Below are 22,869 nucleotides of genomic sequence, written 5' to 3' on the forward strand. Positions count from 1 at the left end.
TTTTTGAATATTTGTTTTAGTGTCATTAACTACATAATCCTCCTACAATATCAATAGTAATGTATTACTATATAAAAATCAACTATATATTTCATAGACATATAAATTGATAGAGAGAAAAATAAACTTCCTTAAAGAAAAATCAATTAAAAGTAATCTCAAAAGAATTTTAAATTATACAATAAGATTGGTTAACTATAGCATCTTTGAGAATATGATAAACAAATAATCTATAGTCTTGTGTTTATTTTTTTATATTATTTATAATAAATAAACTCTATGATGGAAAAACTATTATTATTTAACATGTAAAGGAGTATTTAAAATGAATGAATCGTATTGGGTTTTAAATTCAAGTCCCAAAGAATATAAAAAATTAGGTGAGAATATAAAAGTAGAATGTCTAGTAGTAGGAGGAGGAATAACTGGATTAACAACTGCATATCTATTAGCAAAAGAAGGTAAAAAAGTAGCGCTTGTTGAAGCTGATAAAATAGGATATGGAACTTCAGGAAGAAATACTGGCAAAGTAACTTGTCAACATGATATAGTATATTCTAAAATAGAGAAAAAATATGGATTAGATAAAGCTAAATCATATTATAATGCAAATAATGAAGCTTTAAAATTGATTGAGAAAATAATCAGTGAAAATAATATAAAATGTGATTTCCAAAGGATTCCATCTTTTGTTTTTACAGAGAAGGAAGAAGCTATAAAGGATATTAAAGATGAATATCGTACATGTAAAAAAATAGGTATAGATTGCGAATATCATGAAACTATAAATGATATTCCATTAGATGTAAAAGGAGCTATTCGTTTTTCTAATCAAGGTCAATTTAATCCAAAGCAATATGTTGATGGTCTGGCAGAAGTAGCAGTAAGTCTAGGTCTAAAAATATATGAAAACACGCCAATAGTAGACCTAGAAAAAGGAGCTATATGTAGAGTTAAGACTAGAGATAATAATATAATAGAAGCTGAAAATGTTATAATTTCATCTCATAGTCCATGGTATGATGGATTGAATTTTTATTTTGCAAAGGAATATGCAGAACGTGCTTATTTAATGGTTGCAGTCCTACAAAATGAATTGCCAGAGGGTATATTTATAAGTATAGATGACCCAGCAATAACTTTTAGACAATGTAATGATGAAAATAACAGCTTATTAATCTTTGGAGGAGGAGACCACAAAGTTGGTCAAGGTGGAACTGAAGAAGAAATATTTGATGATTTAGAGCGTTATGGTAAAGAAGTATTTAAGGTGGAAGATTTTAAATATAAATGGTCTGCTCAAGACAATATGAGTTTTGATAATGTTCCTTATATAGGTTATATCAATAAAAGAGAGAATAATATTTATGTAGCTACAGGATTTTCTAAATGGGGAATGACTAATGGAACTGTTGCAGGAATAATAATAAAGGATTTAATAATAAATAAAACTTCTAACTATAAAGATACTTTCAATCCTTCAAGATTAGGTAGTTATTTTTCAAAGGACTTTATAAAGGAAAATGCAAATGTAGCAATGAATTATGTCACTGGAAAGTTAAAAATAGGTAGTGGAGATATGCCTAAAAGTAGTGGTGAAGGAAAGATTGTTAACATTGATGGAAAAAGATATGGTGTTTATAAAGATGATAGAGGAGATTTTTATATTGTAGATACCACATGTACTCATTTAGGATGTGAACTTAATTTTAATAGTGAAGAAAAAACATGGGATTGTCCATGTCATGGTTCAAGATTTGACTATAAGGGAAATATACTTGAAGGTCCAGCACTTAAGCCATTAAAACTTTATGGTCATGGCGATAATGATGTTAATCCTAAGTTATTATAGAATATAGAATGTTTTGGAAAGGTAAATTATTTATGAATAAACTTTTAAAGCCAATAACCATTTTACTTTATATAGTATATGTTTTATGTGCCATATTTTTTGCTACAAATAGAGCTTTTGGAAGTGTAGGTTTAGTAGCAATCAGCTTAATTGGTACTTTTATACTGAGTATTTTAAATAGGCAAAATAAAAGACTTTTGAGCAATGAATTATATATTGTACTTGCATTATTTATAATGTTTGCATCATTATTAGGGACTTGTTTTAATTTTTATGACATAAATTATTATGATGATTTTTTACATCTATGGTCGGGTATAATATCCTGTATTGTAGCATTTTCTACAATTAAATATTTTTATATACAGAAAGATGTAAGTAAGATGAGTAAAATATTTTTAGTTATATTTGTATTTATGTTTAGTATGGGAGTGGCTAGTTTGTGGGAAATAGGTGAATTTCTAATGGATACTTTTATTGGGACTACTACACAAGCTGGAGGACTAGAAGATACTATGATTGATATGGTAGATGCTTTAATAGGTACAATTATAACTATTCCTTTTATAATAAAAAAATCAAATGCATAGTTTAAAATTAATTACAATGGATTTAATTAGTCATATGAAGTTTAAGAAATTATATGACTAATTAAATCCATTCTTTATTGTATGTAAAGTTTACGTTTCGCATTTTTTATAAATTTTACTCCATAAATAGAAAGTATTTTATCCTATTTTACTAGCCATAATTTACAACATCTAGTATTGTCACACTTGTGTTAGTATACTGTTGTTATTTGATAAAATATATTATAAATTGTATCTTTAATAGTATTAAGAAGTAAAAAATTTAAAAAAGATAATATATTATAAAAACATGATATAATTACTATGAAATAAAGGCTATATTTTTGGCTGATAAAAGGGTTTTATAAAAGTTTTATGGTTACAGATGTTGATGAATTTTTGACAAGTAATTAAAAATAAATTATATAAATATAATTTTTATATTTGTAAGTAATTAAAAATTAAGGAATTGTTAAAAATAGTAATATTTTATGTGATAATATAAAGAGTAGATAAAGTATTAGGAGGAACATTGAGTGTTAAAAAAGTGGTTTGGTATTATGAAAAAGAGACAAAAAGTTGAGGAAGCAAAAGAAGAAGGTGAAATAATATTAAAAAATGAAAAAATTTTATATGAAGAAAATTTAATTGATAACGAAAAAAAGGTATTATACTGTAAAGAGGAAGTTGTAAGTAAAGAAAATGAGCCTTTAAACCAAGAAGAACATTTGTCTGATAAAGAAGATAAAGTATTAAGCAAAGAAGAAGTAGTATATGATAATAAAAACAAAGTCTTATCTAAAGAAGAATTAATAATAAATAATGACAAAGAAGAATTAATAGTTAATGATGATGATACAACTTTAAATAAAGTAGAAATAGAAACTGATGATACGGAAATAGCAGAGAAAAGTATAAATAGCGAAGAAATACTAATTAATAAAAATACTACAGAATTAGATAAAAAAGAAGTGTTTATTACTGAGGAATCTATCAAATTAAATAAAAAAGAAATACTGCTTGAAAGTAAAAAAACAGATTCTAAAGAACTTGAAGAAATTGACCAAAGTGAAAATAATATTCTAGTAACAGACACTATTGAAGTTGAAGAAAAACAAGTAAGTGATACAAATGAATACTTGACAGAAGAAGATTTAAATTACATAAAAGAAATAAAAATAAGACGAGGAAGAAGTATAAAAGCAATAAACCTATATACTAAAGAAGAGAAGACTTTTGATACTCATATTCAATGTAGTAAAAATCTTAAGGTACCACTTGGCTACATAAGAGAAAATTTAAAATATGGATATATGGATTACTTTGGAGAAGCTATAAATTATTTAAGTAAAGTGTTAAAGGTAGAAGAATACTGTAAAAATGAATGGAGCTATCTAGAAAATAGTAAATCTCCATCTGAGATATTTAATATTCTTAATGACAAAATATTTAGTACAAGACTTTCTGATAAAAAGAGAAATGAAATTTTAACTAATGATAAGATTGAAACAATAAAAATGAATTATAAGTTTGAATGTATTGATGAAGAATACGATGAATACTTTAAAAAATATAAGTCTATAATCAAAAGAGGTGGAAAGAAAAAGATTGAATTAGTAAATAAAAAAGGCGAAGTATTAGAGATATTTAAGTCTTTAGAAGAATGTTCTATTTATTTGCAAAAAGAAAAAAATGAAGTTATACAAATGTTAAAGTATGGAGATACAAAAATAGGAAGAAATTTCATAAGATATAGTTTAAGAAATATTTAATTTCATTTTAAATTCATGAGAGTTTCATTTCTGATTCACACATTTAATATTATTTTAATGTAAAATAATAAAAGTGAAGTATTGTACAATTAAAATTAAGGAGGATATTAATGTCTGAAGAAAAAAATTCAAAAGAGAATACATTGAATGAAATTAAAAATTCAGAAAATGTAAGTTCTAAACAAGATGATGTGTCAGGTGAAAAAAATACTGATAACAAAGTCAAGAAAAGAGAAATAAAATTAAGTAGTAAAAAACTTAAAGCAGTTATAGCAATTGTTGCAGTAGGGGCAATTTGCTTGGGTGGAGGCTATGTCTCTGGAAAAGAAGCTGGAAGAAAATTACCAGCTACTTCAAAGCGTTATAATAGTAATGAAGTAGTAGCTACTATTGGGGATAAAAAAATTACAGGGGAAATGTTAAGAAAAAGAATGGAGCCATTATTTTATTTAAATGCAAAAAATACTATGAGTGATGATGAAATACGTTCATATGAATCAAATATGATTGAGACTATGATTACATCAGATATATTATCCTCAGAAGCAGCAAAAGAAAAGATAAGCATAACTGATGACGAATTAAATGCTCAATATGATAATCTAATGTCTAGTATAGAATCTGCAATGGGAATGACAAAAGAAGAATTTCTAAAGCAATTTGACTTGACTGAGAAATATATAAAAGACGATATGAAAAAAGAACTAATAGCATCAAAATACTTAAATGAAGCATCAAAGGTAACAGATAAAGATGCACAAAGTTATTATGATAAAAACAAGAGCAATTATTTACAAGTTAGAGCTTCACATATTTTAATAAAAACTGTTGATGATAAAGGTAAACAAGTCAGTGATAGTAAAAAAGCTGAACTTAAAAAACAAGCAGAAGAAATACTTAAAAAAGCTGAAGCTGGAGAAGATTTTGCTACTCTAGCTAAAAAGTATTCTGAAGATAGTAGTGCAGAATCAGGTGGAGATTTAGGATTCTTTGGGAAAGGTCAAATGGTAGAATCTTTTGAAAAAGCTGCATTTGCTTTGAAAAAAGGAGAAATATCTAGTAAGCTTGTAGAAAGTGATTATGGATACCATATAATTAAGAAAACAGATGAAAAATATCAACCATTTGAAGAAGTAAAATCAGATTTAGTAAGTACTTTAACATCAGAAAAGCAAAACTTACTTATAAATGATTTGAAGGAAAAATACAACGTAAAACTTACAGATAAATATCAAATGAAAGCAAAGCAATAGAATAAGTCAATTTATTAAAAAGAAGAAAATATTAATATATATATCTAAAAGCTGTTTTTGTTCTTAAATAGAGAACTTAAATAGCTTTTATTATTTTGCTATAAAATTAAATCGCTCAAAAATGAAATTATAAAAAAATAACATGCATAAATTAACGATGAAAACGTATTTTGAATTTAAATTATTTGATTGAAAATCTATATAAAATATAAAAAAAATAAATAAAAAAATTTAAAAGCTAAAAAAATACTATTCAAATATATATACTAAAGTTATTCTTTAAAAATACTTAAAAAATAATATTTTTCATAATTTTAAAAATAATAATAAAAAAATGAAAATATTAACAATAATCTATTGAGTAATATAAAAAAAGATGCTATTATAAGTATGTGTTAAAATGATTAAGCTAATCTTATGTACTGAATTTAACTATAAAAATAATAAGGGGGCGTTTTTTTATGTCAAATACTGAAAGCGTATCTAAAAAAGCTAGTCATCCGAAGAGTTTTTGGCTTGTTTGTATGACAATTTTATGGGAAAGATTTAGTTATTATGGATTAACAGCTTTGTTGGTATTATTTTTTACAGCGAGTGTAGCTCAAGGTGGTCTAGGACTTTCTACCCAAGAAGCAACTTCAATGTTTGGTTTGTTTACAGGTCTTATATATCTTACACCATTAATTGGTGGCTGGTTGGCAGATAAAGTTTTAGGTCAACAAAAATGTATATCTATAGGTGCACTTTTAATAGCAATAGGTGACTTTGTTTTGTTTGCATCATCTACATCTATTAGTATGGTTTGGGTAGGTCTATCAATAATCATTTTAGGAAATGGTTTTTTTAAATCAAGTTGTTCCAATATAGTTGGTGATATATATCCTAAAACCGAGGTATCAAGAAAAGACGCAGCATATAGTTTATTCTATATGGCAGTAAATGTAGGTGCATTCATAGCTCCAATCATATGTGGATTGCTTTCTGATAATGTATTTGCAGTAAGAGGAGTAAACGGAGATATAGTCTCTTATGGATATAAGATGGCATTCTTAGTTTGTGGTATAGGTATGATGCTTGGTATGATTATATTTACACTTCTTGCGCCAAAGCTACTAAAAGAAGTTGGAAAACATCCAGTTACTAAGGGAAATAAAGGTGAAAAAATTGAGTATGGGCCACTTACTAAATTAGAGAAAAATAGAATAGTAGCAATGGTTGTATTATTCTTATTTGTAGTTTTATTTTGGACAGCATACTATCAAACACAAAGTTCATTTATGATTTATGTAAGAGATAATGTAAATAGAACTCTATTTGGATTTGAAATGCCAGTGGCATGGCTTACATCATTAAATGCTATATTATGTGTAGCGTTATGCCCTGTATTAGCTGCTTTGTGGGTTAAATTATCTAATACTAAAAGAGGCGATTTTTCTATTCCAGTTAAAATGGGATTAGGAATGATAATAATGGGTCTTGGTTTTATAGTTATGGTATTTGCCACATTAGCCAATGGTTCAGATGGAACAATAAAGGCTAGCATACTTTTTATAGTAGTAACCTATATATTTACAACTGTAGGGGAGTTATTTTTGTCTCCTATAGGTCTTGCAATGTTTAATAAGTTAGCTCCAGCTAAATATGCTACATTGTCTATGGGTGCATGGTATCTGACAAGTTTTTTTGCTAGTTTGTTATCAGGAAAAATTGCTGGATTTACAGCTACATTAGGTTTTTTACAAATCTTTGGAGGAATAGCAGGAGTCTTAATAATCTTTGGTTTAATATTACTTGGATTAAGAAATATATTGACAAAATTAATGGCAATGGATTTGTTAACAGAAACAAAATAATCCATACTTAATTAGTGAAAATAAAGGAAATTACATTTGAATATAAAATCAAACGTAATTTCCTCTTTAATTATGAAAAAAAGCTTTACACAGATAGATATTGTAATTAAAATTATAATTGTGATAATTAGAGTGTATAAGATTTATATAGATTATATAAAAGGAAAATTTATGTAATAAACTTTACATACTTATATATTTAGTTATTCAAACTATTATTTTGAGGAGGTCTTGTTGTGAATATAAAAGACAGAGTAAATGAATTAAGAAGACTTATGGAAGAAAAAAATATTGATGCCTATATGATTCCGTCTTCTGACAATCATCAAAGTGAATATGTAGGAGATTACTTCAAATCAAGAGAATTTATATCAGGATTTAATGGTTCAGCTGGAACAGTTATTGTGACTAAAGATGAAGCTGGATTATGGACAGATGGAAGATACTTTATACAAGCAGAATCTCAATTAGAAGGAAGTACAATAAAATTATTTAAAATGGGACAAGAAGGTTGCCCAACTACTGATGAATATTTATATACAAATATTCCAGAAGGTGGAACTTTAGGTTTTGATGGTAAAGTTATATGTGCTAAAGAAGGAGCTACATTAGCTGAAAAATTATCTAAAAAAGGTATAAAAGTAGAATACCAATATGATTTAATAGATAGCATATGGTCAGATAGACCAGCTTTATCAGATAGTAAAGCATTTTTATTAGATGTTAAATACTGTGGAGAAAGTTTTAGTTCAAAGTTAGCTAGATTGAGAGAAAAAATGAGTGAAAAAGGTACTTCTACTCATGTAATAACTACTCTTGATGATATAGCATGGTTATTTAATATAAGAGGTGGAGATGTTAAATACAATCCAGTCGTACTTTCTTATGCAGTGATAACTTTAAAAGAAGTTTATTTATTTGTTGATGAAAGTAAATTAAATGAAGAGATATTAAATGAATTGTCTAAAGAAAATGTAAAAATAAAACCATATAATGATGTATATGATTTTGTAAAACATATAGATAAAGATGAAAAAGTTTTAGTTGATGGAACTAAGATTAACTATGCAATTTACAATAATATACCTTGTGGAGTTGAAAAAGTTGATGAGTTTAATCCAGTAATGTTCTTCAAGGCTCAAAAAAATGAGGTAGAATTAGAGAATATAAGAAATTCACATGTTAAAGATGGTGTAGCTTTCACTAAATTTATGTACTGGTTAAAGAATAATGTAGGTAAGATGGAAATAACTGAAATAAGTGCTACTGAAAAATTAGAGGGACTAAGAAAAGAACAAGAAGGATTCTTTGAACCAAGTTTCAATACAATTGCTGCATATAAAGAGCATGCTGCTATGATGCACTATAGTGCAACTCCAGAATCAAACTATAAGTTAGAAGCTGAAGGACTATTCTTAGTAGATTCAGGTGGACAATACTATGACGGAACTACTGATATAACTAGAACTACAGTATTAGGACCTATAAGTGATGAATTAAAATTACATTTCACTTCTGTAGCAAGAGGTATGATAAATCTTTCTAAGGTTAAATTCTTACATGGTTGTAGAGGGTACAACCTAGATATATTATCTAGAAGCTGTATGTGGAATATGGGAATAGATTATCAATGTGGAACTGGACATGGTATAGGATTTGTATTAAATGTTCATGAAGCTCCAAATGGATTTAGATGGAGAGTAGTTCCTGAAAGATTTGATAGTGCGGTTCTTGAAGAAGGTATGGTAACTACTAATGAACCAGGTATATATATAGAAGGTTCTCATGGTATAAGAACAGAAAATGAAATAGTAGTTAGAAAAGCTGAAAAGAATTTTTATGGTCAATTTATGGAGTTTGAAGTTGTTACATTAGCTCCTATTGATTTAGATGGTATAGTTCCAGAATTAATGAATCAAGATGAAAAAGATTATTTAAACTGGTATCATAAATTAGTTTATGATAAAATAGCTCCTTTCCTAACTGGTGAAGAGAGAGAATGGTTAAAAGTTTATACTAGAGCTATATAGTTTTGTAATTGAATACTATAAATAAATCGAGGCATTTTAATGCCTCGATTTTTGATATCTTATCTATTAAACTTAAATATAGTTTTTACTTTGATAATTCTACAAGTTTTTTATTCATTATAAGTAATATAATTCCAAATAGCAATAAGAATGAAGGGATTACTATAAATACTTGTAACATACCAAGATGGTCTATAATAGCCTGTGTATAACCAGACAATTTATTTGCTGCAAATTTACCTAAGAACCAAACACCCATTAGGAATGAAATATATTTTTCTGGTGAAAGTTTATTTACCATGCCATATCCAACTGGAGAAAAACAAATCTCTCCTATACTTTGGAATGTTAAAAATCCAATTACCCAAAATACACTTGCTTTCTGAAGTGAATTAGGGTCAGTTCCTGTTTGTATAACTGCGACTATCATAAATAAAAATGCCACAGCTAATAGTATAAATCCTAGACTCATTTTTGAAGGTACACTTAAATCACCTTTTTTAGTCTGAGATAATTTTACCCAGATTAGAGCAGATATAGGACCAAGGATGACGCATAGAAGACCATTATATGAATCTATCCATGAGGTTGGTATTTGAAAATTACCAACAGTCAGATTTATGTGTTCTTTTGTATACAAAGCTATAGACATAGAAGCCTGGTTATATGCTATCCAAAAGAATACTGTAAAAAAAGCTAATATTAATATTACTATTATTCTTTTTTTCTCAACTGAAGTTAATGGTTTTGAAGCAAGTAATTTCTTATATTCTAATGATTTCTTTATAGTTTCTTTTCGACTACTAAATTCATTACTTGAAGATTTATAAAATTTTTTGTGACCAAATATAAAGAATAACAAACCTATTAAAACAGTAATTGAAGCAAATAAAAATACATATCTGTAACCATACATATTTATAGAAGTACCATTTTTCATAGCAAACCATTCATTAGCGACCAAACCACAGATTAAAGGGCCAAATAATGTTCCCAGATTAGTAGACATATATGTAATAGAAAAAGCGCCATCTTTTCTTGGGTCATCATTAGTATATAAGTTTCCAACTAAGGTATGTAAGTTTCCCTTATAAAAACCTATTCCTAATCCAGACAAGAATATCATGACATTTACATCCATTTTGCTATTTGCCAGATATCCTAAAAAGTAACCAATTGAAACCATTATCATTCCAAGCATAATACAATTTTTTGGACCTAAAAATCTATCACTAACCCATCCACCAATAACCGGAGAAAAATAAGTCCATGCTAAGAAAGATGCAAGCATTGATGCAGATTCTGCTGGTGTTAACCCTAAACCACCTTTAGATACTTGTTCAGCCAAAAATAATAAGAGTACTAATTTCATACCATAGTATGCAAGTCCTACAAATGTAAATATTGAACAACAAAAATATAAATCCTTAGGCTGTTTAAGTTTTTCTTGAGTTTTTAAAACTGACATATGTTGAGAACCTCCAGACCAATAATTTAACAAAATTTTCCCATACTATATGAGTATATGTTTTTTTTATAAAGACGTCAACTTATGGCATAAAAAAATAAAGCCCTAATAATATGTAAAAATAGTATTATTTTATAGATTCAATAATATTTTTTTATAAGAATATATGTTATTATTATATTAAAATACAACATATTATGGAAAGGATATGCCAATTTAGTAGTTAGATTGATTGTTTGGCAGGTGGGATGAGCTATGATAAGAAAGAAATCTGAATTACAAGTAGAAGTAAAAGAAAATTTAACTGGTGGTGTTGGAAAAGTTAAGCTTGAAAATATATTACAAATTGATGAGCTTAAAGGAAAAGGAAGATTATTTAAAAGGATAACTTTACCAGTAGGAAGTTCAATTGGTGTGCATGACCATACAACTGATTTTGAGGTATATTATATATTAAAGGGGAAAGGTAAAGTTTTTGATAATGGGGAATTTGTAGAAGTAAATGAAGGTGATGTAATATATACTGCTGATGGGGAAGAACATTCTATAGAGAATGTAGGGGAAGAAGAACTTGAATTTGTAGCAGTAGTTTTATATGTGTAAAATATGGAGGAGGAGTCATGACAAGCAAGATAGAAGAAATTAAAGACAAGATAAATAGATTTTGCAACTCCAATTTAAATCAAGAATATAAAGATATAAGTTTTAAAATCTTGCAAGACCTTTTAGGTAATAATAAAGAGATAATTCATTCTTCTAGAGCTGATATATGGTCTTCAGCTATACTAAACATAGTTTTGGAGCAAAATCTCTTATATAATAAGAAGCATCCATTACATATAACCAAAAAGGAATTTTCAAAACAAATAGGTGTTTCTTTAAACACTATAAACAATAAATCATCATTGATAAAGGAAGTCTGTAATATTGACTTTTTAAATCAAGATACTATTGCTATCTCTAATATTGAGTTTTGGGTAAGAGAGAGTAATTCTAAATCCAAAGCCATAGATTTAGAGTTAGAAAAGAAAAAAATACTTTATAAAAGATATATTAAACTATCACAAGAAGCTAAAAACCATATTGAGTCAATTAGGTATATGGAAGAAGCTGTAAATATTGGGAAAAGCATGATTACTAAAGAAGATAGACAACTTGGATTTTGGAAAGGTATATCTACTAGAGCTTATATGGTAGCACTTGAGTCTCTTGCTAGGAAGTTAGAGAGTATTGATAATTTAAAAGAAGCTAGAAAGGTATTAGAGTATTTAATAGAAATCAATCCTGATGATGAGCAAGGAATAAGGTATAAATTGCTCAATGTATTAATTAGGTTAAATGATAGAACAGCAATAAATAATTTATTTGAAATGTATAAAGAAGAAAAGTCTGCTACATGGATGTATAGCAAAGCTCTTTATTATTTTAAAAATAAAAATATGTTTTTAGCAAGTGATGCTATTAAAAATGCTAAAAATAAAAACAAATATATTGGATTATATTTAATAGATTGGCGAAATGCCTTTGGTAGAGAGTTTGTTACAGCAGAAGAAAAGGGAGAAGCTGTCTATTACTATGATGAAAATATAGTACTTTGGAATGAAGTTAAAGGTTCTATGGATTGGTTATTGAAAAAAATGTTGGAATTTTCATAAAAAGAACTACTCCTTATTACTTATAAAAAAGTAAGGAGTAGTTTTTTTATTTATACGTCTAATTTTAAATCGCCTGGTTTTATCATACCTTTTTTTCTCATAAATTCTGATATTATTAGAGTTACAATAGCAGGAAGTATAAAGTTAAGTAAAAGTATACCAACCCACATAGTTATGCCACCTTTTCCAGCACTTTGCATGGCAGTTACTGTTCCAAATTGTCCAACTAATCCACAAGTTCCCATACCAGAGCCAATAGGTATATTTTCCATTTTAAATATTGTTGTAGATAATGGGCCAAGTATTATTGAAGCTATTGTAGGTGGTATCCAAATTTTCCAGTTTTTTATTATATTGGGAACTTGGAGCATGGATGTACCAAGTCCTTGAGCTACAAGACCTCCTACTCCATTTTCTCTAAAACTCATAACAGCAAAACCTATCATTTGGCAACAACAACCGACAGTTGCTGCTCCACCAGCAAGCCCTCCCAAACTTAACATCATACAAATAGCTGCACTACTTATGGGTAGTGTAAGAGCTATTCCAACAAGTGCAGAGACAATAGCTCCCATTATTATAGGTTGCATAGTTGTTGCTTGCATTATTATGTTTCCAAATGAAGTCATAAATGCAGAAACTGCTGGTCCAATAAGTTCTGCCACAAGTACTCCTATTAATATTGTTACAGCAGGTGTAACTAATATGTCTACCTTTGTTTCTTTTGAAACTAATTTTCCAATTTCTACCGCAAAAAGTGTAGCGACAAATGCACCAACAGGTCCTCCTAATTCATTACCACAAGCACCAACAAGTGCACAAGAAAATAGTACAAGGGGAGGAGCTTGAAGTCCATATGCAATAGCTACTGCAATAGCTGGACCTGTAACTTGCTTAGCGAGTGGGCTTATAACTTCAGTAAAAAGAGATATGTTAAAGTTATCTCCTAATGTGTTAAAAATTGTTCCAATTAAAAGGGAAGAAAAAAGGCCGAGTGCCATATAACTTAATGCGTCAATAAGATACCTTTGAACAGAAATTTCAATATTTTTGCTTTTAGCAAATGATTTAAAATTTCTTTTTTTGCAATTGATTTCCAATTTAAAATCCTCCTCATATAATACAAATATAATTTCTTTTTAATTAATTATATAACTTTTCAGCTGACAAGACAAATGTTATTTCACTAATTTAAAAGTATTTTAATAGCAATAAAATAACAGTAAATTTAGTTTTAAATTTTAAATTTATGGTTTATAATTAGTATAGGGATATTCTGAAATATAATAATTTTCCAGTTTATCCCAATATTTAACTTAGGTAGATTGCTTACAAAACAAATGATCATATACTAGGCTAAAAGGAAGTGGATAGATGAGATTTGTAGAAAATAAGAAATACAGAAAAATTGCCATAATTATATCTATTCCTATATTGCTTGTTGCGCAGTACTACCTTTTTAAATTTGGAATATTTAGACCAATGGTAAAAGGAGTAGAAATTGAAATTGTAGATGGGGAATATGTTAAAGATATAGATAAATATGTAGTAAAATTAAACGAAACAGTTACCTTGTCTACTGGTGAATATATTAAAGTTCCTTCATATGCTAAAGATCCAAATATTTGGTTTAATGTTTTAGATAATTCAGGGACTCTAAAAATAGAAGGAAATAAGATGACAGCATTAAAGGTTGGGTATTCTTCTGTTGGTATTATGAAAAATTCGAGAGTACTAAAAAAAGCTACTATAAAAGTAGTAGACCCAGAAGTAGAATCTTTAGATATGGAAATTAATGGAGAGTTAAAACATGTTGGTGATAGTGCCACTATAGAGAGTACAATAGAGGTTGACTATGAGAAGTTTAAAAAATCATATAAACCAATTTACAAAAGTAGCAACGAAGATGTTTTAAAAATTAAAGGAAACAAAGTAAGTGCAGTTGGAGTTGGAAAAGCTGTAATATATGCTAAGTGTGGAAACAAAGAAGTTGAGAGAACTTTTAGAATTCAAGCTATAGTTGCTGAGATAAATATGAATAATATAAAAATAGAAGTTGACCAAAATGAGAAACTAAAACCAGATATAATAACTTCTCCACCAGGATTAGAACCACCAAAAATACACTATGAGTTGGCGGATTCAAAATTACCTGTAGAAAGAGCTATAAGTCTAAGTAGTGATGGAAGTGTAGTAGGTCTTAGAGAAGGTAAAGAAAGAGTAAGGATAACTTGTGGAGATAAGTCTAAGATAATAACTGTAACAGTAGTCAAAGAAACTATAACTAATGACTATATACAAAATTTAGTAGGTTCACATAAAATAGTAAATAACAAAGTTATTATTAAACTTGAATGGGATTATATGAAAGACGTTTTTGACTATGATATATATCTTAAAGACAAATTATCAGGAGAATCATTTAAGAAAATTAAATCTATAACTATAAATGAGAGTGATTTAGGTAAATCCCAAAAGATATATGCTACTATAGAAATTGATGTAAAAGATAGTCAGAGTATAGATTATGATATTTATGTTCTAGGTAAGAAAGACTCAGATACAACTAAGCCAAGTAATGTAATAAACATTACTAATGTGAATGGTAATGGCAACTCAGATAATAATGATAGCATACAAAACATGAAGGTTGAAAATATATCAGCTAATGTTGACAGAGATAATAATGTTATTAGAGTTAACTGGAGTAGTGTATCTCATAAAGAATGTACCTATAGTATATATGTAAAAAATAATACTAATGGAGATGGTGAGTTTACTTTGTATCAAAGTGACATACAAGGGAATGAACATACTATAAGTATTCCTGAAGGAGATTTAAATTTAGATATCTATGTAGTTGCAAATTACGATGGACAAAATTCTAAAAATAGCGATGTTATAAATGTAAGATAAATTTATACAAAAATTTAGAAGTGTTAAATTTATGATTTATTGAGAAATTAAATCATTATAAGAAGAGGATAGTATGGGGGTAATCATACTATCCTTTTTATTTTATTGAAACATACTGGTGTTAAATTTTTAGTGTAAAAAATATTTATTGCTAGTTAATATCATCTACAATTGAATCTAATGCTGCCTGTGTTGCATGTATTAGAGTTGTATCAAATAGTGGAACAGAAGTATCATTTTGCTGAATTAGAAGACCTATTTCTGTACATCCTAAGATAACGCCTTCTGCTCCTTGGTTAACAAGTTTATCTATAATAGATAAAAAAGATTTTTTAGAGGATTTAGATACAATTCCTAAGCAAAGCTCATTGAATATAGTGTTATTTACTATTGAACGTTCTTCTTCATTTGGTATTAAAACCTCAATTCCACTATTTATAATTATATTTTTATAAAAATCTTGTTCCATTGTATACTTAGTACCCAATAAAGCTACCTTTTTGATTTTCTTTTCTTTTAACTCATCAGCAGTCACATTTGCGATGTGTAAAAGTGGAATAGATATATTTTGTTGAATTTTATGTGCAACCTTATGCATAGTATTAGTACATATAACAATAAAGTTTGTAAATTAATTGCAGCATCAGATAAGATTTTGGCACTTTTTTCCCAATTTCCGCTAGATTGACATTCTTCAATTTCTTGAAAATCTACACTATAAAGTATACATTTAGAAGAATGTAATCCTCCTAATTTTTCCTTGATTACTGTATTTATAACTTGATAATATGTAATGGTGCTCTCCCAACTCATTCCCCCGATTAAGCCTATAGTCTTCATATTCATCACCTTTTCATTCTATTTATTTTGTAATAGCTATTTACAAATACAAGTATAGCATCTAAAATATAAGCATACAATGATAAAATTGTATGGAGGACAATTATCTTTAAAAGGAGTAATTATATGCCAATAAATTCATTTGAAAATTATCCAATGACATGGAAACCACAATTAAACAATCGAAAACCACCAATATATAAAACTTTAGCAATATTGTTAGAAGAAGACATTGAAAAAGGAAATTTAAATCCTGGAGATAAATTACCTCCACAACGAGAATTAGCAGATTTTCTTGATTTAAATTTAAGTACAATAACACGGGCATTTAAACTTTGTGAAGAAAAAGGATTAATATGTGCAAAAGTAGGAAAAGGGACCTTTGTTTCTTCTGATGTAAATGTAAGCAATACATTGCTTTATCAAACAGAATCAAAAGGTATAATTGAACTTGGTACAGTACATCCTCCTTATGAACAAAATACATATATTATCAATTTTATTAAAAATGTATTAAAACAACCAGAAATGGAAAAATTTCTTCAATATATGTCTCCATCAGGTACACACATGCAAAAAAAATCAATTGCAAAATGGTTAGAAAGAAATAATATATATACTAAAGAAGAAAATGTACTTTTATCTACAGGTGGACAAAATGCTATATGCGCTACTTTATTAGGGTTATTTAAGGCTGGAGATAGAATTGCAACAGATTCATTGAGTTTTTCTGGAATCAAGTCAATAGCTAAAATGATAGGTATTCAATTAGTTCCAATTCCCCAAGAGAATAATGAAATGTCAATCGAGTCTCTTGAAAATTATTGTAAAAATGAAAACATAAAAGGTATATATATCATTCCAGATTATCATAATCCAACAACACATTCTATGTCTAACTTATCACGTAAGAAAATAGCAGAGATAGCAAAAAAGTATAATATCATAATTATTGAAGATGCTATAAATAGCATTTTTAAACCGGATTTACAAGCTCCAGTATTTTCTTTAGCTAGTAATAATACTATATATATTTTTAGTACATCTAAATTTATCTGTGCTGGGCTTAGAGTAGCGTTTGTAGTTGCTCCAAAACGTTATATAGGAAGTCTAGAAAATGCATTATATAATATGAATTTGATGGTTTCCCCATTTAATGCAGAAATAGTACATCGTTTACTGCATTCTCCTATTATAAATAAGATTATTGAAGAAAGAAAAGATGAAATTATAAAAAGAAATGAAGCTGCTAATAAGATTTTATCTGATTATAATTTAATTGGCGATAAAAATTGTAGTTTTCGTTGGCTGATTCTTCCAGATGGATGGGATGGAAACTCATTTGAGATATATGCAAAAAATTTAGGTGTTCAGGTATATTGTGCTGAACGTTTTTCAGTTGGTAATTCTATTGTGCCAAAAGCTGTTCGTATTTGTGTAACAGCTCCAAAAGATGTAGAAGAATTAGAGAAAGGGTTGAATACAATAAAGTCACTTCTTAAAAATCAGAGCGATTTTCCTATAATTTAATTAAATAAATAAAAATGCGGAGAAATTTATTATAATAAACCTCCGCTTTTATTATTTGATGAAATACTTTACTTTCTATTAAAATTTTAACTTTAATCATCTTGAAAATATAATCATTTTATGGTAAAATAATTCTTAAAAATAGAAATAATTAATCATTTGTTAAAAAAAATGCATAATAAATTGTAATTTATTGACGATAGTGGGAAAATATTCATAAATGTATAAAATAACAGAAAAAATGCAAAAATAAAATCAATTTCATATGTTATAAAATCTATATGGCAAAATTAAATTTGCCTATCAGAATGATATAAACACACCAGAAAGGAGGATGCTATCAATAATGGAAATTAATTAATTTTGGTAGCTAAAAATTATGAATGAACAAACTAGAATATCCTTAGAGAGAGCTGCTGAACTAAAATCAAAAATTGATGATTATATTCAGGCTAGGAAAACAATTAACAGAGGTCTTGAAAAAGAAGAAGAGATAAATAAACGAAAACAAAAGATATTAAGCATATTAAATGGAACAGAAGAAGACTGGAATAATTACAAATGGCAATTATCAAATAGAATCACAGATATAGATACTTTATCAAAGATTATTAATCTAACTAAAAAAGAAAAAGAATATATAGAAGAAGTTGGTACTCAATTTAGATGGGCAATATCTCCATATTATCTGAGTTTGATAGACCCAGATGATATATGTGACCCTATAAAATTACTTTCTATACCAACACATATAGAATTGGAAGATGAACAAGATGATTTAGACCCAATGGGAGAAGAGTATACAAATCCAGCAGGATGTATAACTAGAAGATATCCAGATAGATTAATAATAAATGTAACAAATGAATGTGCTATGTATTGTAGACATTGCCAAAGAAGAAGAAATATTGGTCAACAAGATTCTCATAAGTCAAAAGCTGTTATACAAGAATCTATAGACTATATTAGAGAAAATGAAGAAATAAGAGATGTATTAGTAACTGGTGGAGATACTCTTACATTAAAAGATGATTATTTAGAATGGATTCTTAGCCAACTTAAAGAAATACCGCATGTTGATTATGTTAGATTAGGAACTAGAACTCTTGTTACAATGCCACAAAGAGTTACAGATGATTTTTGTAATATGCTAAAAAAATATCATCCTATATATATAAATACACATTTTAATCATCCAATGGAAATAACTAAAGAATCTAAAGAGGCATGTGAAAAATTAGCAAATGCAGGTGTACCATTAGGAAATCAAGCAGTGTTATTAAATGGTATAAATAATGATAAATTTGTAATGAGATGTTTAAATCAAGAATTGCTTAAAATAAGAGTGAAACCTTACTATATATTCCAAAGCAAACATGTAAAAGGAACAAAACATTTCAATACATCAGTAGATGATGGTCTTGAAATAATGGAATATCTAAGAGGATATACATCTGGAATGGCAATACCAACATATATAGTTAATGCTCCAAAAGGAGGCGGTAAGACTCCATTACTTCCACAATATCTTGTATCAAAAGGAACAGATTATGTGATGCTTAGAACATGGGAAGGAAAAGTTATAAAAATGGAAGATGAACCAGCTGTAGATATAAAGAAACTTATAAAAGAGCAAGCGCAGGATTAATAAAATATTTAAATATACAAAAAGAAACAACTTTAAAATAAAAATAAAATGGATGCTAAATTTATATCAATTTGCATCCATTTTTATATTAGTTATTTATTTTATTTATTATTTTGTTGTTGATTAACCAATTCAAGGTATCCACTTGGATGGAAGTAATATATCTCAGAAGTATTTTCATTTACAAAGTAACCAATGTCACCATCTGCATCTGGTAAAAATACATATCCATTAAGATTTTTAGCTTTTAATGCTTCAAAATCGCTAGCATTTCCTTGATATATGTAATCAACTTTATTGTTGTATTTTACTAAAAGTTCTTTAGCTTGTTCTTGAGTCAATTTAGTATCTTGACTTACAGGAACATTCTTTTGAGAATCAGCATAAGAAGATTCATTTACTGGTGCAGTTAATAACAAACAAGATAAAACTAATAAAGATATAAGTGCTTTTTTCATACTAAAACCCTCTTTCGTAATTAATTATATAAGATATTTATTACTTAATAATATTATATGTTTTCTATAATTAAATATTACCATTAAAGAGGATAATATTACAGTTACACAGCTGTAACCTTTGATTACAAAATCGTAATTAAATTGTATTTTTATTCCATTTGTATTTTATCATGTCTACGATTAACAAATTCACAAAAATATATTTTTATAACGCCCATAACAGGAGCTGATAAAATCATACCAGGTATTCCAAAAAATCCTCCACCAACAGTAACTGCTAGTATTGTAAAAAATGGACTAAGACCTAGTTGTCCACCTACGATTTTTGGTTCTATAAATGTAACTTCAACTTGTTGAATTATTATTAAGTAAATCAAGCAAGTTAACGCAGTTGTAGGATTGTAGAATAAGTTAATTACTACAACTGGTGTCATACCTATTACTGGACCAAAGTATGGAACCATATTCATAATACCCATTAGTGTACCAAACAATAGTGCATATTCAGACTTTAAAAAGTATAGACCAATTCCAGAAAGTAGTCCAACTATAAAAGAATCTAAAATCTTACCTGTAAAGTATTTACCAATATTTAAGTTCAAACTTTGACACAATTCTATTATAAAGTCTCCATATTTTTTACCTAAAGAAATATAAACAACTTTTTTTGTAAATGATAAGAACTTTTCTTTTTCTAATAATAGATAGAAACAAATTATAAAACCTAAAAGGAATTGTACTATAAATTTTCCAACAGAGAAGGTAGTACTAAATATTCCTCCAAGTGAACCAATAAGTAAGTTACTAAACTTAGGCATTACACTCATAATTTTATCACCGTATTCTTTTAATGTATTAGGGTCTACTGATTGCAAACTTTTGCCTAAATCAAATAAGAATTGTTCCGTTTTATCTATATATATAGGAACTTGAGTTACTAAGTCAGCTAAACTATTTACTATTGAGGGAACTGTAAATAGTATAAAAGATACTAGTATAACTATTAGTACACCATAAGTAAGAAGTAAAGAATATATCCTTTTAAAATTAAGTTTATTTTCCAAAAATTTTACTAGTGGATTAAATACATATGCTAATACAAATGCTATTATAAATGGAGTTAGTAATGACATCAGCAAACTTATTACTCCAAAAAAATATTTGTAATTATCAATAACTTTAATCAAAATATATGAAATAACTACAGTAAGTACAATATTTAAATAAATTTTTTTATCCTGCAAAACAACACAACCTTTCTTATATTTATTAAGTTTAGATTTAGTTAAATTTAAAATCAAGTTAATATTTATAGCTTATTATACAATAAAAAGTAGTATTAATATAGTATGATTAATATGAAATTTGATAAGTGTACAATATATTGAAAGTTTTATCTAAATATTATTTTTATTTTCTTAAATTTACATATTACAAATATAAATAATTACAATTCGTTTCTAATTCTCTGTACATTTCTATTTATATAGTGCCTTCCAACATGTTTATATAAAAAATTTTTATACCATCCTATCTTTTGACTATATTTATTAAAAAAATCATCTGGAGTATCAAAGATTCCCAAATCATCAATTATTCCTTCTTTTTGAATAAATGTATGATTTACATTCCAAGATATTTGAGGATTTTGAAAATCTTTAGTGGCAATACCCCATCCATAAAATGAGCCTTGACAGTTATTGTATTTCTGCTGAATACTTGTAAGATAATTTTTGTCTAAAATAAGACCTTCTAATTTATACCATTGCTTTTCATAGTATACTTCTGTCCATGTGTGAATGATTTCTGTAGGTGCAATTTTGTAAATAATTCCTAAGAGTTCTAATTGAACTCTTTTGTCTAGAGTAAAACCATGAATCCTACATGGAATGTCAACTCCTCTTAAAAGTGCCATAGCAAGTATAGTTTTTGTATTACATTGTCCATATCCATCTTTTAGTATTTTACTTGCGGATATATTGTCACTTGCATTGAAACCAAAGTTGATGTCATCTCTAATAAAGTTATAAATTTGTTTGATTTTATTAAAATTATCTAATTGATTCCAATTATGTTTGCTAATAAGTTCTTGAATATTTTTTGCTCTAAAGTCTAATAATGTACTTTCTGATAAATATCTTTTCATAAAATAGAATTCTCCCTTATCTAGTGTAACTATATTTTATACCTTAGAGTAATTTGAAACTTTCAAAAACTTGCTGTTTTTTAATATGCCAGAAATATTCATACCAGTCATACATTTGTTGGTGTATGCTAGATGTGAAGCACTGTCAAAACCTGCCATCATAGCAGCATCAGTTATAGAGTATTTACCAGATAAAAGTAAAAAATATGCTTTTTGAATTTTATGTAGGAGAATGTAACTTTTTAATGGCATTCCTGTTTGTTCTTTGAATATATGGGACAGTCTACTTGGCGAAAGAAAGACCATATCAGAAATATTTTTTATAGAATGATTATGACAGTCACACTCATTAAGTCTTTGCATTATTTTATGAATTCTTTTATCAACTATTGTGTAATTGTCTTGATCAACATTAAGATATTTGAACACAGAATTTGTAAAATTTAAATAACCTTCTTTATCATGATTTTTTAAAAAGTTAAAATATTTTTCTTGTATATGTTTAGTATTATGAATATCTATAATTCCATAACCCTTAATTTTGTCAATATATTTTGATTTAAGACTTAATGCAAGTGATGATGTTGGTTCAATTAACATAGTAAAACATACTTCTTCTCCTGTTGAAAAACAATGTTCTATATTACTATCTACAATAATGCATTTACCTTCTATATCATTGCCATCTATAGTTATATTTAAATTATCTTCAATTCCTATAAACAATTGTAACATCCAATGTTTATGCTTCTTTGATTGAATAGAATTTGTAAACGAAGAAATATGATTATTTGACATAATTATATAATTAATAAAATTACCTCCAAACATTTTTCTTATTGAGGAAATACAGGTTAAATGTACAGTATTTTTCAG

At 27.4% G+C, this 22,869-nt stretch carries 18 protein-coding genes; 11 read left to right on the forward strand and 7 right to left on the reverse strand.

Annotation, left to right across the window (positions count from 1 at the left end; translation table 11 throughout):
* The first annotated feature begins 325 nt into the window (after positions 1-325).
* From KGF48_RS16415 to KGF48_RS16440, 6 genes are all read left to right on the forward strand, one after another.
* The gene (locus tag KGF48_RS16415; RefSeq protein ID WP_227868269.1) at positions 326-1,852 is read left to right on the forward strand and encodes an FAD-dependent oxidoreductase; all 1,527 of its coding nucleotides are present in this window, start codon (positions 326-328) and stop codon (positions 1,850-1,852) included.
* A gap of 32 nt (positions 1,853-1,884) precedes the next feature.
* Positions 1,885-2,442: a hypothetical protein gene (locus KGF48_RS16420; RefSeq protein WP_227828881.1), complete on the forward strand. Its 558-nt coding sequence runs from the start codon at positions 1,885-1,887 to the stop codon at positions 2,440-2,442.
* Between the two features lie 515 nt (positions 2,443-2,957).
* Positions 2,958-4,193: a hypothetical protein gene (locus KGF48_RS16425; RefSeq protein WP_227840613.1), complete on the forward strand. Its 1,236-nt coding sequence runs from the start codon at positions 2,958-2,960 to the stop codon at positions 4,191-4,193.
* A gap of 110 nt (positions 4,194-4,303) precedes the next feature.
* Positions 4,304-5,446, forward strand: a complete 1,143-nt coding sequence (locus KGF48_RS16430) for a peptidylprolyl isomerase (RefSeq protein ID WP_227840612.1) — start codon at positions 4,304-4,306, stop codon at positions 5,444-5,446.
* A gap of 461 nt (positions 5,447-5,907) precedes the next feature.
* A complete protein-coding gene (locus tag KGF48_RS16435; RefSeq protein WP_227840792.1) occupies positions 5,908-7,299 on the forward strand; it encodes a peptide MFS transporter in 1,392 nt (463 codons plus the stop codon).
* Between the two features lie 236 nt (positions 7,300-7,535).
* Positions 7,536-9,329 carry an aminopeptidase P family protein gene (locus tag KGF48_RS16440; RefSeq protein WP_227868270.1) on the forward strand — a complete coding sequence of 598 codons (1,794 nt, stop codon included), beginning with the start codon at positions 7,536-7,538 and terminating at the stop codon, positions 9,327-9,329.
* A gap of 85 nt (positions 9,330-9,414) precedes the next feature.
* Here the strand turns inward: KGF48_RS16440 and KGF48_RS16445 are convergent, their stop codons facing one another.
* Positions 9,415-10,797 (reverse strand): peptide MFS transporter, encoded by a 1,383-nt coding sequence (locus KGF48_RS16445; protein ID WP_227840794.1) that lies wholly within the window; start codon positions 10,795-10,797, stop codon positions 9,415-9,417.
* Positions 10,798-11,052: 255 nt separating this feature from the next.
* Between KGF48_RS16445 and KGF48_RS16450 the strand changes: the two genes are divergently transcribed.
* The gene (locus tag KGF48_RS16450; RefSeq protein ID WP_227840795.1) at positions 11,053-11,400 is read left to right on the forward strand and encodes a cupin domain-containing protein; all 348 of its coding nucleotides are present in this window, start codon (positions 11,053-11,055) and stop codon (positions 11,398-11,400) included.
* Between the two features lie 17 nt (positions 11,401-11,417).
* A complete protein-coding gene (locus tag KGF48_RS16455; RefSeq protein ID WP_227868271.1) occupies positions 11,418-12,452 on the forward strand; it encodes a DUF6398 domain-containing protein in 1,035 nt (344 codons plus the stop codon).
* Between the two features lie 50 nt (positions 12,453-12,502).
* Here the strand turns inward: KGF48_RS16455 and KGF48_RS16460 are convergent, their stop codons facing one another.
* Positions 12,503-13,552, reverse strand: coding sequence for a PTS sugar transporter subunit IIC (locus KGF48_RS16460; protein WP_227840797.1), 1,050 nt, complete (start codon positions 13,550-13,552; stop codon positions 12,503-12,505).
* A gap of 274 nt (positions 13,553-13,826) precedes the next feature.
* Between KGF48_RS16460 and KGF48_RS16465 the strand changes: the two genes are divergently transcribed.
* The gene (locus KGF48_RS16465) at positions 13,827-15,368 is read left to right on the forward strand and encodes a hypothetical protein (protein WP_227840798.1); all 1,542 of its coding nucleotides are present in this window, start codon (positions 13,827-13,829) and stop codon (positions 15,366-15,368) included.
* Positions 15,369-15,519: 151 nt separating this feature from the next.
* Here KGF48_RS16465 and KGF48_RS20745 read toward each other — a convergent pair whose 3' ends face one another.
* A complete protein-coding gene (locus KGF48_RS20745) occupies positions 15,520-15,966 on the reverse strand; it encodes an aspartate/glutamate racemase family protein (protein ID WP_413894818.1) in 447 nt (148 codons plus the stop codon).
* Positions 15,967-16,334: 368 nt separating this feature from the next.
* Here KGF48_RS20745 and KGF48_RS16475 point away from each other — a divergent pair, with 368 nt between their 5' ends.
* Together KGF48_RS16475 and eam are read left to right on the forward strand one after the other, a co-directional pair.
* On the forward strand, positions 16,335-17,738 hold the full coding sequence (locus KGF48_RS16475; protein WP_227868272.1) for a PLP-dependent aminotransferase family protein: 1,404 nt from the start codon (positions 16,335-16,337) through the stop codon (positions 17,736-17,738).
* Between the two features lie 379 nt (positions 17,739-18,117).
* Positions 18,118-19,386, forward strand: a complete 1,269-nt coding sequence (eam, locus tag KGF48_RS16480; protein ID WP_227868273.1) for a glutamate 2,3-aminomutase — start codon at positions 18,118-18,120, stop codon at positions 19,384-19,386.
* 101 nt (positions 19,387-19,487) lie between these two features.
* On the opposite strand, the gene KGF48_RS16485 is transcribed toward eam, so the two are convergent.
* The 4 genes from KGF48_RS16485 to KGF48_RS16500 form a co-directional block, all read right to left on the reverse strand.
* Complete coding sequence (locus tag KGF48_RS16485) at positions 19,488-19,844, reverse strand: hypothetical protein (protein WP_227840802.1); 357 nt, start codon at positions 19,842-19,844, stop codon at positions 19,488-19,490.
* Positions 19,845-19,996: 152 nt separating this feature from the next.
* On the reverse strand, positions 19,997-21,148 hold the full coding sequence (locus KGF48_RS16490) for an AI-2E family transporter (RefSeq protein WP_413894819.1): 1,152 nt from the start codon (positions 21,146-21,148) through the stop codon (positions 19,997-19,999).
* Positions 21,149-21,294: 146 nt separating this feature from the next.
* The gene (locus tag KGF48_RS16495; protein ID WP_227868274.1) at positions 21,295-21,993 is read right to left on the reverse strand and encodes a transglutaminase-like domain-containing protein; all 699 of its coding nucleotides are present in this window, start codon (positions 21,991-21,993) and stop codon (positions 21,295-21,297) included.
* A gap of 36 nt (positions 21,994-22,029) precedes the next feature.
* Positions 22,030-22,869: helix-turn-helix domain-containing protein (locus KGF48_RS16500; RefSeq protein WP_227868275.1), on the reverse strand; the 840-nt coding region annotated here is incomplete at its 5' end.

The sequence above is a fragment of the Clostridioides sp. ZZV15-6388 genome (genome assembly GCF_020657755.1).
In the GTDB taxonomy this organism is placed as follows: Bacteria; Bacillota; Clostridia; order Peptostreptococcales; family Peptostreptococcaceae; genus Clostridioides.